This window comes from Pseudomonas sp. TH39(2020), from assembly GCF_016650715.1.
GTDB classification, from domain to species: domain Bacteria; phylum Pseudomonadota; class Gammaproteobacteria; order Pseudomonadales; family Pseudomonadaceae; genus Aquipseudomonas; species Aquipseudomonas mandelii_C.
In genome coordinates this window covers 344,955-358,885 of the sequence record NZ_JAEKFF010000002.1, presented here as the reverse complement: position 1 = coordinate 358,885, position 13,931 = coordinate 344,955, and the positions used below count along the sequence as shown (strand labels likewise).

The 13,931-nt window shown below is 51.1% G+C and carries 14 protein-coding genes; 8 read left to right on the top strand and 6 right to left on the bottom strand.

Annotated features, from left to right (window positions below; all coding sequences use genetic code 11):
• Positions 1-50: 50 nt before the first annotated feature.
• Positions 51-1,598 (top strand): IS66 family transposase, encoded by a 1,548-nt coding sequence (gene tnpC, locus JFU47_RS01600; RefSeq protein ID WP_201180340.1) that lies wholly within the window; start codon positions 51-53, stop codon positions 1,596-1,598.
• A gap of 187 nt (positions 1,599-1,785) precedes the next feature.
• Entirely contained in the window at positions 1,786-2,544 is a 759-nt protein-coding gene (locus JFU47_RS01595; protein ID WP_201180336.1) for a hypothetical protein, read from the top strand.
• A 108-nt stretch (positions 2,545-2,652) separates the two neighbouring features.
• On the opposite strand, the gene JFU47_RS01590 is transcribed toward JFU47_RS01595, so the two are convergent.
• The 4 genes from JFU47_RS01590 to dbpB (JFU47_RS01575) form a co-directional block, all read right to left on the bottom strand.
• On the bottom strand, positions 2,653-3,120 hold the full coding sequence (locus tag JFU47_RS01590) for a hypothetical protein (RefSeq protein ID WP_169900422.1): 468 nt from the start codon (positions 3,118-3,120) through the stop codon (positions 2,653-2,655).
• Positions 3,121-3,243: 123 nt separating this feature from the next.
• Positions 3,244-3,606 carry a 6-carboxytetrahydropterin synthase QueD gene (gene queD, locus JFU47_RS01585; protein WP_169900424.1) on the bottom strand — a complete coding sequence of 121 codons (363 nt, stop codon included), beginning with the start codon at positions 3,604-3,606 and terminating at the stop codon, positions 3,244-3,246.
• Positions 3,607-3,650: 44 nt separating this feature from the next.
• Positions 3,651-4,088, bottom strand: coding sequence for a hypothetical protein (locus JFU47_RS01580; protein WP_169873260.1), 438 nt, complete (start codon positions 4,086-4,088; stop codon positions 3,651-3,653).
• Between the two features lie 32 nt (positions 4,089-4,120).
• Positions 4,121-5,176 (bottom strand): DGQHR domain-containing protein DpdB, encoded by a 1,056-nt coding sequence (gene dbpB / locus JFU47_RS01575; RefSeq protein WP_095974524.1) that lies wholly within the window; start codon positions 5,174-5,176, stop codon positions 4,121-4,123.
• 181 nt (positions 5,177-5,357) lie between these two features.
• Between dbpB (JFU47_RS01575) and JFU47_RS01570 the strand changes: the two genes are divergently transcribed.
• The 6 genes from JFU47_RS01570 (at position 5,358) to queE (ending at position 11,186) form a co-directional block, all read left to right on the top strand.
• Positions 5,358-6,293, top strand: a complete 936-nt coding sequence (locus JFU47_RS01570; protein WP_201180334.1) for a hypothetical protein — start codon at positions 5,358-5,360, stop codon at positions 6,291-6,293.
• Positions 6,290-7,411 (top strand): DGQHR domain-containing protein DpdB, encoded by a 1,122-nt coding sequence (gene dbpB, locus JFU47_RS01565; RefSeq protein WP_029290753.1) that lies wholly within the window; start codon positions 6,290-6,292, stop codon positions 7,409-7,411. The genes JFU47_RS01570 and dbpB (JFU47_RS01565) overlap by 4 nt, the downstream gene beginning before the upstream one ends.
• Positions 7,408-8,706: a tRNA-guanine transglycosylase DpdA gene (dpdA, locus tag JFU47_RS01560; RefSeq protein ID WP_201180333.1), complete on the top strand. Its 1,299-nt coding sequence runs from the start codon at positions 7,408-7,410 to the stop codon at positions 8,704-8,706. Before dbpB (JFU47_RS01565) ends, dpdA begins: the two co-directional genes overlap by 4 nt.
• On the top strand, positions 8,703-9,758 hold the full coding sequence (gene dbpB, locus JFU47_RS01555) for a DGQHR domain-containing protein DpdB (RefSeq protein WP_201180332.1): 1,056 nt from the start codon (positions 8,703-8,705) through the stop codon (positions 9,756-9,758). The genes dpdA and dbpB (JFU47_RS01555) overlap by 4 nt, the downstream gene beginning before the upstream one ends.
• 27 nt (positions 9,759-9,785) lie before the next feature.
• Positions 9,786-10,487, top strand: coding sequence for a 7-cyano-7-deazaguanine synthase QueC (gene queC / locus JFU47_RS01550; RefSeq protein WP_201180331.1), 702 nt, complete (start codon positions 9,786-9,788; stop codon positions 10,485-10,487).
• 63 nt (positions 10,488-10,550) lie between these two features.
• Positions 10,551-11,186, top strand: a complete 636-nt coding sequence (gene queE / locus JFU47_RS01545) for a 7-carboxy-7-deazaguanine synthase (RefSeq protein WP_201180330.1) — start codon at positions 10,551-10,553, stop codon at positions 11,184-11,186.
• Between the two features lie 36 nt (positions 11,187-11,222).
• On the opposite strand, the gene dpdD is transcribed toward queE, so the two are convergent.
• Positions 11,223-13,400, bottom strand: coding sequence for a protein DpdD (dpdD, locus tag JFU47_RS01540; RefSeq protein WP_201180329.1), 2,178 nt, complete (start codon positions 13,398-13,400; stop codon positions 11,223-11,225).
• The gene (gene dpdK, locus JFU47_RS01535) at positions 13,397-13,924 is read right to left on the bottom strand and encodes a phospholipase D-like domain-containing protein DpdK (RefSeq protein WP_083471339.1); all 528 of its coding nucleotides are present in this window, start codon (positions 13,922-13,924) and stop codon (positions 13,397-13,399) included. The genes dpdD and dpdK overlap by 4 nt, the downstream gene beginning before the upstream one ends.
• Positions 13,925-13,931 lie beyond the last annotated feature (7 nt).

Sequence of the window (13,931 nt, the reverse complement as noted above, 5' to 3'; positions counted from 1 at the left end):
GTCCGATGAGCCTATCGTCGCTTTTAGGCTGTTCTGGCAAAATCGGCGGCATGACTTCGCTTCCTAATCTCGACCACTTAAACCCTGAACAACTGCGCGCTCTGGCGGCGCAGTTGATGCAGCGTGTCGAGAATCTCGATCAGAAAGTCGAGACGATGGGTAAGCAAATCCACCATCACAAAACGGTCAACGAGAAACTGGCCCACGAGATCGCGCAGCTCAAGCGCTTCAAGTTTGCCAAGCGCAGCGAGCAACTGAGCCCGGATCAGGCCAGTCTGCTTGATGACCTGATCGATACTGACATCGCAGCCATCGAAGCCGAACTTGAAGCGCTGCAACCCGCTCCCGTTTCGACCGAGGCTCGGCAAAAACCTAAACGTATCGCTTTGCCGCCGCAGTTTCCGCGCACCCTGATCCATCACGAACCCGACAACAGCCACTGCCAGTGCGGCTGCGCCCTCAAGCGTATCGGCGAGGATGTCAGCGAAAAACTCGACTACACGCCAGGCGTGTTCACCGTCGAGCGTCATATCCGTGGCAAGTGGGTTTGCGGTCAGTGCGAAACGCTGATCCAGGCACCGGTTCCGGCGCAGGTCATCGACAAAGGTATCCCAACCGCCGGCCTGCTGGCCCATGTCATGATTGCGAAGTTCGCCGACCATTTACCGCTCTATCGTCAGGAGTCGATTTTTGGTCGGGCCGGTTTGGCCATCGCCCGCTCGACCCTGGCGCAATGGGTCGGCAACTGTGGTGTGCAGTTGCAGCCGCTGGTCGATGCCCTGCGCGATGCTGTTCTCGAACATGGCGTAATCCATGCCGATGAAACGCCGGTGCAGATGCTCACGCCGGGTGCGAAGAAAACCCATCGAGCCTATGTCTGGGCCTACGCCACCAGCCAGTTCTCGGACTTGGCGGCGGTGGTTTACGACTTCAGCCCTAGCCGCGCCGGAGAACACGCCCGCAACTTCCTGCAAGACTGGAAGGGCAAGCTGGTCTGCGATGATTTTGGCGGCTACAAGGCCAGCTTTGAACTCGGCGTGACCGAGATCGGCTGCATGGCCCATGCGCGGCGCAAGTTCTTCGAATTGCACGCCACCAACAAGAGCCAGCTCGCCGAACAGGCCTTGCGCTACATCCAGTTGCTGTACGAAATCGAACGTGAAGTCCGCGACCTTGAACCGGATTTACGCCGCCGAACACGGCAAGAAAAAGCGGTACCGGTGATGGATGCTCTGCATGCCTGGATGATCGCCCAGCGCCAGATCGTGCACGACGGCTCGGCGATAAGCAAAGCTCTGGATTACAGCCTCAAACGCTGGACGGCGCTGTCGCGCTATCTCGATGACGGTGCTGTGCCCATTGATAATAACTGGGCAGAGAACCAGATCCGGCCGTGGGCGTTGGGTCGCAAAAATTGGCTCTTTGCAGGATCACTGCGCAGCGGTAAACGCGCGGCGGCGATCATGAGTTTGATCCAGTCGGCGCGGCTCAACGGGCATGATCCGTATGCTTATTTGAAGGACGTCCTCACGCGCTTGCCGACGCAGCGGGCGAGTGAGATTGCGGAGCTGCTGCCGCATAGGTGGCAACCGGTTTAGTGACGCAAGACGGGATGCCCGGACGCATACCGCCAAATAAGCCAGGCACATAGTTCGGTGGGGCACCGCGACTTACCTGGGCACGGACGGGGCCGTCACATACATCGTCTTACTAAGCTCATGGTTGGCGAAGGACAGTGGCAGCTACATTGACAGCATTAAGTCTTTTAGCCACTAATACAAATAGATGGAAATCATCAATGGCCACCGGTTCTGCGATCAAGAAGATCACAAGGGAACCCACATGACATCGCTTACCAAGGTAAAGGCCCCCAAGGGTTCACTTAAGACCCTACTGGAGCAATGGACGGCGATGGTGGAGCGTTACGCGGCGATCCATAAGTATGTCGATAACTGCTGGTGGTACAACGAGCGTGCCACTCTTAGCTCGCTGGCCGGCGCCGCCTGGTCCATGGAAAACTGGGTGGCCTTGGAGGAGTTCTCCACGGGCAAGCGCCACAAAGTTAAAGCCGATGGCGTGGAATCGGGCGACCTGCGCCCGGGACGGTGTGATCTCTATGTCACCAATCGCAAGGTTTGCTTCGGTTTCGAGGCCAAGCAAGCTTGGCAACGGGTCGGGCCACGCTCCAACCCGACACGCAATGTGCACAAGGGCTTGCAGGCTGCCTGGGAGGACAGCGGGCATCTGGCTAACGATACAGACCACCGTTTCGCCGCCACCTTCATCGTGCCTTCGCTGCCACTAAACGCCGTCACCGACGAATTAGGGAATGTGGACCCGGAACAAGTCATGGCGCTGCTAAATACCTGGCTAGAGGGGCAGCGGGGATTTGTACGCCCCGGAGGCAAAGAAACCAGTTATGCCTACACCTTTCCACACCTCGGTCATGAAGGTTTCATTTCCGGTCCCAGGTATTACCCCGGTGTGGTGCTGGTGCTCGAAGAGAGGTTCAGGGCGGCTAAGTTGTTGGATGGGGAGAACTGAGTTTCGGTGCAATGCAACGTTACCGGATTAGCACCTTTGGCACGGGATCGCCTGACACCATGACCTGCCTTGCTCACTCGATACATACGCTTGATCAGCGCCCAAACATTACTCCACCTCAGTATCTAATTGTATCGACACGACTAACGCTCGACGATAATGTAAAGGCGATGCATGAAAATCAACGACCAGCACGTGAGGTGCAACGGACACCAATGTCTTTATCCGTTCCACAGGAACTGAGACGTAGACCGAGAGCAATCGACCATTTGCGCTCATCGAGCCAATACTTGGAGTAACAGATTCTTTGGGGATGAAGGCAAACCCTTCCACCAATTGAATCTCTATCTCTGGATACTTAAATTCCTCCGGATAAACCACAGTACCTTTGAAAGTGAGGACAGCGAATTCTTGGATAGCGTCCTCCCCAGACGATACTTCGCGTCGGGTAGCCATTCGAAATGACCACGAAAAGTCCCAAGAAGTAATCTTCGCCTGGTACCATTTAAGAGAATATGGTGAAAGAGTCTGAGCACGTCTAGCACTTTTACCTCGACCGTTGTTAGGTTTGACCATATCCACCTCCCTACAGGGCCGAGCTAGACAAGAAAATCAACCACCAAACTCGACAATGAAAGGCTAGACCTATCCAGTGAACTACACACTGCGCATAGTTCTACTTTCTTTACACGAGAGTGGTTATACCTCCGGCCCTCTATAAATACATCCACTTGTACATGTCTCGTGAATACGTATTGCGGATAGCTCTGGAAGCAATGGCTTTAGTTCCTGCCAAACCCAAACGGCTAAAACCTCGCTCGTCGGATTTTCCAGTCCGGGAATTTCATTAAGATAATTGTGATCTAAGCGTTCATACAGAGGCGCGAAAATTTCCTTTATCTCGGAAAAATCCCTGACCCAACCCGACGTTCTATCGACAGGGCCATCAATATAAATTGCAATACGAAAGGAGTGACCATGCAGACGCCCACATTTGTGCCCTTCTGGAACATTGGGCAGTCGATGAGCGGCCTCAAAAACGAACTCTTTAAAAATCTCCACTGATTCCTCCCGTATCTCACGCGACAAAAAACCAAACAGCTAGACTAAACCTTCCAAGACTCAAGATCGACGCATAACGTTTCAAACAAAAACTCTACAACTTTGGCTCGCCCCTCACCCAGCGCTGATGCAATGGTGATCACGGAAACCAAAATGGAGTTAACAGTGTGCAAATCGGTTACATCACTCAAACAATTCAATATTTCTTCGAATTTCCCCAACATAGCAGTTTGGGAAAAATCTAATGCCTGCACCACATGGGTAGATGGCGTCAGGTAGAGAATATTCGCACGGGTCCGCAAACCGTAAGCTTCAGTCAGCATGCCATACCCTTCCGAAGGGAAAGCTTCGTCCTGCCCTGCAAGCCTTCTCAATGCCTCCTGAAAAGCCATGGACAGATGAAGAATGACTTCTGAGAACTCTTTTACACTGGCGTCACTGGCCAGGGCTGGAGACAGATCCGAGGAAACCAAAGTAGTCATAATGCCTCCTAAATATTAGTAATGAGCACCAGTTAGCTAGGTACGAGTTCCGAACTTCGAACCACCCTGGTCAAATGATCAGTCAAAAGATGAATATCACCATGTAAATTCTGAACTCCATTCCATGGCCGGTTGCCTGTTTTAAAGGACCACTCTCCCGAATCGAGCGTCCAAGCTGTATATCCTTGTAGCTTTCTAAGGCCTAACTTGAATACTGGGGCCAGTGGCGCTCCTGTAGCACACAACTGCTCCATGACGAACCCCATGGAAATAATCCCCGCGCTATGGACGAGACGAGAGCTTTTAGGTGTGTGACCATGCCAAGCATTTCCGAACACCTCCTGGACCGCCTGGAAAAACTCACTGATGGCCAAGAAACACCGATCCTCACCTCCCGACAACTCAATCACCTCCCGACAGTAACCGTCAGATAAGGAATTCATTACCAGTTTCTGGAGCGACGTATCACCGATGACTCCTGAGGGGTTGGTATGCTGCTTAATCTGTCCTTGCAAAGAAGATCGATCGTCATAATTCAGCATTTCCACGATGCGGGCTGCGCGGGCGCGGGAAGTCATTCTGAATGGAAGGCCGCTGACAGACGGGAGCAGTTCATATACCAGCGACTTCGGTAATGGACTGGTGTTGTTGACGAGAATGAATTGCCGGCGAAGCTCTTCCTGATTTTCACACACAAGAGCAGACACCAGTAACTGGAACGAACTCCCCTCGAGCCCAGCTAACGCAGATAGGCGCTGCTGACCATCCACAACGAACCCAGGAGGGCCGGATGAAATATCCACCTCAATTTCTGCATAGGCTCCATTTCCTTCCACCACCCGGACCCCACTGGTAAACGCTAACACCACAGCATTGGGCATTACCGCATCGGGACGGGAGAGGTAGTCGCGAATCTCTCGTATGTGCTTGGACACCTGTGGCCGCTGAAAGCCATGAAGGGCGCCACGATCATCACGCTTGACTCGGTCGATGCTAGCGATCGCCAAAATCTGCTCAACGGTAGCCGCAAACGATACCACTTGGTGGGTTGGGCTCTGTAACGCCTTGATTGCGCTGAACTTAAGCAATGAGTCTCTTCCTTCATCGAACGGCCCCCCAGAAAGAGGGGTAGCAGCAGTATTGAGGCTCTTATACCAACCCTTCCGCATAAAAACCAGCCTAAGCGCATTGGCCCATACAGTTATTAAATGGTAAATTGTCAGCCTCAGATAAATGCAACACCCGTCAAAACAGGCCTACAGTTTTCCCATGAGAACCGTCATCATCACCAACTGCACCAATCGAAAACGTCTCGACGGCCTGCCGCCAGTGGTGCTGAACGACGAGTGTTATTCATCGATTGCTGCCATGGCAAAGGCGTGGAAGGGGCAAATAGACGAGCGTCCCACCACTCTGATGGCATCTTCACTTTACGTGGGTAGAAGCGTTTCTGACGCGAGGCGCGTAGCAACGAAGTTGGACGCAAAGCTAATGTTTGCGTCGACCGGCTTAGGGTTGATTGAAGGCGATCAGAGATGTCCACCGTACAACCTGACGGTGGCTCAGGATCCGAATTCTATCATCCCACGTCTCGAAAAATTGGGTGTGCGCGCATCAGATTGGTGGGAAGCCGTGAATGTCACCCAATCAAAGGGAAGCGCCCTAGCGGACCTCGTCAGCCAACCCGACATCGACTTGGTGCTCATTGCCCTCTCTTCAAACTATGTCCAGTTGATAGGCGAAGACATTGGAAAAATCAGGGACACGCAGATCGACAAGCTCAGAATATTCACTTCGCGCCCAGGCATCGAGATGCTTCCCAGCCATTTACGACGCATCGCGATGCCCTATGACGAACGCCTTGAAACCTCAACACTACCAGGCACTCGCAACGATTTCCCTCAGAGAGCCCTGCGTCATTTCATTGAGATTCTTGAACTGTCGAGTGCTCCTGCTGAGATCGCTCGAAAGAGCGTCAGCGCGGCGATGGATCTTTTATCCCTAGCAAAAACGACCATCCGGCGGCGCGCATCGGACAGTGAAATTGCCTACATGCTTGAGTGTGTATGGGCTGACTACCAAGGCAGTTCCACCCGATTGTTACGCTACTTAAGGGACGACGCCCTGGTGTCGTGCGAGCAATCGCGCTTTCGGAGGATCTGGCAGGACATCAAAGGTCAAGACAGCATAGAGAGCAAAGCATGACGAGCGAAGATGCGATTGTGGTGCGTGCACTACGCACCACGCAAGGCGACAACCTTGATGTGTATGCATTATTCATCAGGGGATCTGACCTGGTCCGAATTGCCGACATCAGTCGCCTGTCGCGCGAAGACAGCAGTCCCCTCAAAGGTTTTCAGCGCCCCGAGATTAAGAGTCATGTCAAAGGGATCACTGAGTACCTCAATCAGGGAAATGTACTTTTTCCCAATGCAATTATCTTGGCGCTGTCTCCTGACCTGCGTTTTGTTGCAGCACGCGGAAGCAAGCCGACAGGCGACGCGGGGCTTTCGCAAGCGGGTACGCTGACGATCCCTATCAGGGAGGAAGGAATGAGGTCTGCCTGGATCGTGGACGGGCAACAGCGCTCATTGGCGTTGGCGAAAGCGGCCAATTCGGATCTTCCTGTGCCAGTGATCGGTTTTGTATCCGACAGCCTGACCACTCAGCGCGAGCAATTTATTCTGGTCAACAAGGCCAAACCCTTGCCCACTCGACTGATCAACGAACTACTGCCGGAGACAGGCAGCATCCTTTTGCCCCGTGAACTGAGTGCTCGCAAGGCACCAGCTGAGCTGTGCGGGCTTCTTAGCCGCGATCCCAACTCCCCTTTCCACAAACTCATAAAGCGGTCGTCCGAGCAAAATAGCAAAGCAGTGATCACTGACACTGCTGTAATAACGATGATCCGCAATAGCATCAGTAATCCGTTGGGGGCGTTGGCTCCCTACACCTCCAGCACCGACGGTGCGGCGAACGTTGAGTCCATGTACAACCTACTGACGACCTTCTGGCGGGCAGTGCGTGATACGTTTCCAGAGGCGTGGGCACTTGAATCCAAGAGCAGTCGACTCATGCACTCAGCGGGGATCATCGCCATGGGAGTGCTTATGGATCGGATCTACGCCAAAATCGGTGGTCAGCGCGAAACCTACGAAGCCGTGCTACAAGAACTGGCCAGAGTGGCCCCTTACTGCGCATGGACAACAGGTCAGTGGCCGATGATTAATGTCCAGTGGAATGAAATCCAAAGCACCCCTCAAGATATCAAGGCGCTGCAAGAAACCTTGATCCGCCTCTATATGACCAGCGCTCACCAATGAAATTTTTATACGCCGACACCCAAGACTACGTAGACCCGGACTACGATTTCATCAACGATCGAAATGCGCCGGGCCGGAAGAGATACTGGGATGACCAGTATGCACACGAAATGATGACCCCCGTCCCTTATGATGGGCTCTTGGTCTCGATGAGCGCAGTGCGACCTGCAAATGGCGTCGCTAATTCAAAGGTTCGGTACTCGACTTCCGAGCAGCAGCGCTTCCTCAGAGAAGGCGCGCGCAAATTTCTACGACTCGATGGCATTCAGTTCAAAGATACGATGGTCCTAGGTGACTGCGGGGCTTTCGCCTATGTAGAGCACCCTACCCCTGCGTATAGCCCAAGCGAAGTAGTAGAGTTCTACTCAGATGCAGGATTCACCCACGGTTGCTCGCCGGACCACATCATATTCAACTGCGACTCCAGCAATCCTCCAGCGCTGAGCCAGTCGGAAGATGTGCTGTTTCGGTACGAAATTACGCTCAAAAATGCGCAAGAGTTTCTGCGTTTAGTGAAGGAGGCGGAATGGCCTTTCGAACCTCTTGGAGCGGTACAGGGTTGGTCTCCTCAAAGCATGGCGAACGCTGCAAAACAACTCGAAGACATGGGTTATCGCTACTTGGCGATCGGAGGTCTAGTACCTTTGAAAGTCGATCAAATCCATGAGGTTTTGAAAGAGCTTCGAGCGGTCCTTAAGCCCGAGACAAATATTCATCTGCTGGGTTTTGCTAAAGCTGAGAACATCCATGAGTTCACCGGATATGGCATTACCAGTTTTGACTCAACCTCCCCCCTTATACGCGCATTTAAAGATGCGAAGTGTAATTACTACATGGGCAACAATACAAGCAAACTGGATTACTACACAGCTATCCGCATTCCTCAGGCGATTGAAAATCCACGCCTGATGCAAGGAATAAAAAAAGGCACTCTGAGCGCAGAAGAGTTACAAATCAAAGAAAAAGCGGCGTTGCTAGCGATCCGCGACTACGATAAAAACCTGCTCGACTTTGATTCAACTTTAGCCGTGCTAGTAGACTATCTCCGACTGACTCTTTCCGGATCGATATCATCATCAATAGAAATGGAAAAAGAAATCGCCAAGCATATCCGACTAATCTCACCCACGCTGAGAGATAAACCGTGGCAAAAATGCCAATGTTCGATTTGTCAGTCCGCGGGTATCGAAACTATTATCTTTCGAGCCAGCAATCGAAACAAAAGACGCGGATTTCATAACTTAGGCGTGTACCACCGCCACCTTCAGAAAACTCTGGAACTTTCGAAACAATGATCTATCGATTTAAGGGTGTGCGCGCCCAACAGGCCTCCGGGCATGATGTATTTTCGTTTGCGGCCACTCCAAATGAAATTTTAGATTTTTCTGAAATTGAGAGAGTCGGCCGCGATGAGGAAGGCCACCTCAAAGGCTTTCAGCGCCATCAAGTCGCGTCGCACATCAGAGATATTCGTGACTATCTTCAGCGCGACGATGCATTGCTTCCTAACGCAATTATCTTGGCCTTTCTGGATGGGGTAACGATTAAAGACCTCGGCGAGGGTATTGTAGAAATCATTATTGATGCTGCCGAATCCAAACCAGGCTTTGTGGTCGATGGACAACAACGACTCAGCGCCCTTGCAACGATGGAAAAACCTGGATTCCAGGTATTTGTATCTGCATTGATTTGTAAAGACTACAACGAACTGCGACAGCAGTTTGTGCTCGTCAACAATACGAGGCCGCTGCCAAAATCGCTGATCTATGAACTTTTACCGACTGTTGACGGCCTGCCAGAACGGTTCACGAGTCGTAAATTTGCTGCTCGCATTATTGACTTGTTGAATTTTCTGCCTAACTCCTCTCTATTTGGCGAGATCAAACAACATACGAATCCTAGAGGAGTACTAAGCGACATGGCGATGCAGAAGTTCGTGATGAACTCTGCGAATGATGGCGCGATTCGTAGTTTCATGAAGTTTGATGACTTTGAGGGGCGCAGCATCGAACTTATCAATAACTTCTTCCATGCAGTGCGTGTAGTTTTCAAATCGGAATGGGAAGGACTAGCGCCCAGGAATTCACGTTTGAAGCACGGGGCGGGCCTGGTTTCTTTGAGCTTCGTTATGGAGTTGCTTTACTCCGATCAAGGCACAACCAGCAAGGAAGGCTTTATCAAAGGTCTAAAACTTTTGAAACCTCATACGGCATGGACAAGTGGCGATTGGCACATTTCTGAAACCGACCGCCGCCCCTGGAATGGTATCCAGAACACGCCCACTGATATCGGATTGCTCACTAAGTATCTGACCGAAAAACTCAAACAAGAACTGAAACGGCGCTAAATCAGACCCAGTTCCGAGGAGAGCAGCATGCACACCAAAGCCTTAGTTCTTTTTTCAGGCGGACAAGATTCAACCACCTGCCTTGCCTGGGCGCTGGAACGTTACGAGCACGTCGAGACCATTGGCTTTGATTACGGCCAGAGGCATCGAATCGAACTCGAATGTCGGCTGAATATCTTGCAGGAAGTACGTAACAGATTTCCGAACTGGGCCAAGCGACTCGGTGAGGACCACGTGCTTGACCTCAAATTACTCGGCCAGATCAGCGATACGGCGATGACCGCTGAGAAAACTATAGAGTTTGAAAAGAATGGACTGCCCAATACGTTTGTACCCGGGAGAAATCTGCTGTTCTTGACGTTCGCAGCCACTATTGCCTACCGACGGGACCTCACAGTGCTGGTCGGGGGAATGTGCGAAACAGACTACTCAGGCTATCCAGACTGCCGGGACAACACCCTCAAAGCCACCCAGGTGGCCTTGAGCCTCGGGATGGACGCTCCGGTGACCATTGAAACGCCCTTGATGTGGCTCAACAAAGCGCAGACCTGGCGTTTGGCGGAAGATCTAGGTAATCGAGATTTTGTCAGCCTGATCCAAGAAGAGTCCCACACCTGCTACCTCGGGACCCGACAGCAGAAACATGAATGGGGCTACGGGTGTGGAACGTGCCCAGCTTGCGAACTGCGCAAAACTGGATATGAGCAGTACATTCAAGAACGAGATTGATGATGGTTCAGCGGTGGCGGATCAGTGCACTCGCCACCTATTTGAATCAGATGAGTAAACAAAATGACTTACAGCATCAAAGAAATGTTTTACACCCTTCAAGGGGAAGGCAACCAAGCGGGTCGACCCGCGGTATTCTGCCGATTCGCTGGTTGTAACCTCTGGTCGGGACGGGAACAGGACAGAGCTAGCGCGATCTGTACTTTCTGCGACACGGACTTTGTGGGAACGGACGGGTTGGGTGGTGGAAAGTTCAAGGATGCGAATGGCCTTGCCCTCGCAATAAATTCATTATGGCCTATCTCCGATCAAGGTCACAAGTACGTGGTATTGACCGGAGGAGAACCGCTGCTGCAGGTAGATGATGCTTTAGTAGAAGCACTGCACAAACATAGTTTTACTGTGGCTGTGGAAACAAACGGCACAATAATACCGCCAAGCGGGATTGACTGGATTTGCGTCAGCCCTAAATCCACAGCCGAATTAAAGATTACTCAAGGCGATGAATTAAAATTAGTTTTTCCACAAACTGAAGCACAACCAGAAAAATTTGAACACCTCACCTTCAACCATTTCTATCTCCAGCCAATGGATGGACCAGAGTCCCACAAAAACACTGAACTGACCATAAAATATTGCAAGTCTCATCCAAAGTGGAAGCTCGGCCTACAAATGCACAAAGTACTGATGATCCCTTAGAACAAGTCTGACTGAAATATCAGTTCACACCAACACCTAAATAGCCTTCCGCTTTAACCCTTCTATAAACTCACGAACTATGCTTGAGGCACCTTTACCATACGGGTAGATAATATCCCTTCTTACATTTATCACCGGATAAAATGCCTGATGTTTTGAACTACGAGAAGAGAACACAAAATAATCGGCCGTTTTGGCCAGATGGCACAAGGCTGGAGTAGCGGTATGATCATTGTTAATCTCGACCTTGAGTCCTGTGAAAATTATTTCCAGTACGTCCCGAGCGCGGCGCGCGGCACCTTCTGTGAGAGTGTAAATACCCAACAACTTCCCTTGTAAATTAGGGGTTAATTCTATCGCTGAATCGATGTCTGATTCAGACTCCTTGCTATTGCTAAAATCTGGGACTGGCTCACCAACCTCAAGAATTTCTTGCATTAGCGCAAAGGTTAAGTGACGTATTGCTGGATCTTTTATTTGCCTCCAATGCTTTGCCGCAAAATCCTGTAGCGACTGCCAGACTTGACGACGCAATGGTGCTGCTGGGCAGGGCGCGTCCAGCAGTACATCCATCAACTCCATCATTCTGATATACGCTTCAGGTCCTTTATTGATATCCCATAACATCAGTATCGCGTCAATCAACCTCGTATACTCATCAACTGTGAACGGTTGTTCCAACATCAACTGCGTCAGTTGTGCTGCCAGTGACAGCAATGCGGGGTTGACTATAGAATCAAGAGCTAGCAACTCCAACAACTCTAGCCAGAGAATTCCCTCACAAGTCACGTCCCGTTCTTCCAACCAATCCAACAGCAACGGCAGCGTGTTACGAAGAATTGTCTGCCCCTCAGGAGATCCAGCCTGAATGCATTTAAGCAATCTTTCCGAGCTAAAAGATTCAACTGTCCAATTTTCGCAATACTCTTGTGCCTTTCTCTCCAGCCCGTCAGTTTGCGATTCAGCATCAGTCAAGCGCTGAAACCAACTATCCCAGCCACCCAACTGTTCTCTAGAAAAGCGGTTTTTCATATCTTGCAAAATTGCGGTCATCATAGGCAATGATTGCAATGGCTCAAACCAAGACGCAGGCATGGTCTGCAATTGCTGCCATAACTGCTGCAATTCAACTAATGATACATCCAACGAGCGTTGCAGTAACGCCTGGACCGCCCCGGGCCCCTCCTTCTGATCTTTCGGTTCATCAACAACTGGCTCTATTTCAATTTCAGATTGAACTTCCTGAGCAAAATCTGCCCAATGTAGTAGTTTTCGCAACCAGTCCGACTCAATAAAAACGGGCATTTGCTGCCGAACCTGTGCACTCCCTAAAGCAGCGGCACCAGCAACCCACAACTGCCAATCTTGTTTAAAGCTTTCGTGAACTTCAAACAGCGGAACCGTTATAAATAGTGGGCTTAACGGGTAGCACAAATCGGCCAACTCGTCCCTGCTTTCCTCACTTATGAGTTCAGTAATTAGCAGCCGATTAAGCCCTAACTGCCCCAGCGCTCGAAGCAATAGCCGAACTAATCGTAACGGAACACGACCGCCGAGCAAACTGGGCAGTCGTGAATGGTTAACGACTTCCTGCCAACGATCTGCTGAAGCCAAAGCCTGCAACTCCAACGACAGCAGATTAAGTGGACTGAAGCCTCCCAAACTCTTAAGCTCTACGTAAAAACGCCAAGCATTTTCGCCATCATGTAATCGATAGGCCAGCATGAAATCACGCAACACTCGACCTATTGGTCGTTTGACCAAAGATGTAAGCGCGGGGCGTTGACGATACAACTTCAGTACATTAGCAAGTACTGTAAAGATTCTATGTTTCTGCTGCTCGCACACCCCGTAGAGCAAATCAATACGCAACAATCCTGAGGGGGCACGTGCTAGCAATGCACTCTGCCCCTCGTTACTTGGAGTGTTAATCAGTCCATAATCAGGTGAGGTACCCGCTGTCCCTAAAAACGCAGCGAGCACCTGACGTAACTCCTCCAGCGCACGGCGATCCTCAGCGGCTGCGTAGAAGCATAATTCCGGCGGACAGCTATACGGTAACAGTAACGGCCACCGCCCCGCACAGGCGCTTTGCACCAAAGGCTCCAACAAACTCTGATACGGCTGCGGATATTTTCCGGCAAACACTTTGTCTGGATCGATCTGGTTGTCAACTGCAAAAAATGGCTGCAACCATGTTGGCACTGTGCTCATGAATACGCCTCGAAACGGTAATGATCTTCAAACTCCAGTAACGCTTCAGAAATTATCTGAGAATTACTGGTCAGCATGACGTGCTCGTCATTACGGTTTGTTCCACTCCAAGTGTAGTTCATTGATCCCTTCAAAAAACAACTGGGGGTAAGTAAACCTTTGGTATGAACCTGCTCACTAAACTGGTAACAAAAATCATGACCGACAACTAAACGACCGTTCAACTGCTGGACAAACCGGCGACTGTACGCGTCGTTACGAGTCACCACCCTCAACCGACACCCGCCGTTAACTGCTCTCGCCAACACTTCATTAAAACTTACGTCTCTACCGCCCCAACCAGGCTCAAGTACATCCCACTGCCCAGAACAGTTGTCCAGAACAGGAAAGTCACTTAGCCAAGGCGACACTAACCATATGGGCTCTGGGTGGAGCAATAGACCCGCCATTAGCCCGCCTAGTACTTCACGAAATTGCCTACGCCCCAGTGGGCCATGTAAAAAAATTTGCCGCTGATCATTCATGCTAAAA